We start from the raw sequence: 1,636 nt of genomic DNA, 5'->3' as shown, positions 1-1,636 counted from the left end.
AAACATACTAACATTAGTAGTACAAACCAAGGCCATGGTTTGTGCTACTATTTTTTTATAGTAGAAGTGAAGAAAAGCCGACCAGCCTCTTGGACCTTTTGAGTCCGTATTTAAAACCGGCTAACTTCACGCCCTTATATGAATCAGTTTAGTATGTTGGGTCCATAGAGATCGTGTATAAGAAAGTGGAATCGATAAGGTAGTGTGGAGGCTTCTATGATTGGTCAAGAAGGAGAAATGAACATGAAACATGTCGTAGCTTTAGATGTGAGTAAAGGAAAAAGTACGATTGCGATTTATGATGGTTATCGCCAATGTGAATTTGAAGGCGAATTTCATCATACACGTGTTGAATTTGAACGATTGCACGAAAGAATGGCAGAGATCACAAAGGTAGATGGCCAGGCACCAGATATCGTGTTTGAAGCAACCGGCGTCTATTCAAAACCTATCGAAACATTTCTCAAAGATTTTGGCTATGCGTATTGCCGCATGAATCCACTTGAAGCCAATTTACAGATGGCGAAGATGCGGCGGCATAAAACAGATCTTAGTGATGCCCATGAACTTGCGAAGACCCATTTCCAAGCGGCGCGTAAACATACATATATCCAAGATGATTATTATGAACAGATGCGTGCCTTGACGCGTTATTACGATGAAATTGATGAAGAAATGATTTTACTGAAAAGCAGAATGCATTCTATTTTACATCTTAGCTTCCCGGAATTAGAAAAGCTCATTACACCAAGTTCAGCTCTGTTCTTAAATATTGTTCAGCTCTATCCGCATCCTGCACTTTTACTGGATCATTCAAAGACGGTCATTAAGAATCGTTTAAAAGCTAATACAAGAAAGAACCTTTCGTTGGCACGAGCTGAAGCGAAAGCATCCGTTCTATTGGAAGCAGCGCGAAACAGCTATCCAGCCATCAAACCGAATGATATTCGATGCGACCAGGTTCGTGATTACGCGTCCCGAATTGCCGACTTGAAGGAGAAGAAAGATACACTGATAAAACAAATGAAAAAGTTATCAGAAGGCCGAAAAGAATATCTTGTCTACCGCTCGATACCGGGTATAGGCGATTCGACGGCATGCCGATTAATCGGAGAAATTGGAGATATTCGCCGCTTTAAGAATGCGAAACAATTGAACGCTTACGCAGGCATCGATATTATGCGATACCAGTCGGGCAATACACAATATAGAGATCGTATTAATAAAAGAGGAAACAAACATCTGCGGAAGATTCTATATTTTATGATATGCGCTATGCTTATGGCTAAAAGAAAGCCGAATCATTTTGTGGATTATTACTACAAATTAAAAAAGCAACCTCAGAGGAAGCCCCATAAGGTTGCGATCATCGCCTGCATCAATAAGTTTCTGAAAGTGACATTTCAGTTACTGACGTGTGGCATTCTATACGATTATGAGTCCGCACTACCAGCTCAGAAATCGTAATCACTTACCTAGAACTATACCACAATGACCTTTCGAAAAAAATTAAAATCGTCAGGTCTTTTTGGCGTATCTAAAAAGGACGGTTAAGAGGGGTGGGATATCCCGCCCCTCTTAACCATCCTAGAAAGTATAAATAAATCTTTTAAAAAGGTTGACTAATTGTAAGAAA

At 39.9% G+C, this 1,636-nt stretch carries 1 protein-coding gene; it reads left to right on the top strand.

Features of this window, described 5'->3' with window-relative positions:
- The first annotated feature begins 243 nt into the window (after window positions 1-243).
- Window positions 244-1,467 (top strand): IS110 family RNA-guided transposase, encoded by a 1,224-nt coding sequence (locus NRI27_RS17880; protein WP_371391898.1) that lies wholly within the window; start codon window positions 244-246, stop codon window positions 1,465-1,467.
- Window positions 1,468-1,636 lie beyond the last annotated feature (169 nt).

The sequence above is a fragment of the Sporosarcina sp. OR05 genome (assembly GCF_041414805.1).
Lineage (GTDB): Bacteria > Bacillota > Bacilli > Bacillales_A > Planococcaceae > Sporosarcina > Sporosarcina saromensis.
Note: the sequence above shows the minus strand (reverse complement) of the source record. Positions and strands in the feature narration are given on the sequence as shown.

Bases quoted from the DNA above. Each gene is read 5' to 3' on its own strand.
- NRI27_RS17880 (WP_371391898.1), top strand. From the start codon at position 244: ATGAAACATGTCGTAGCTTTAGATGTGAGTAAAGGAAAAAGTACGATT.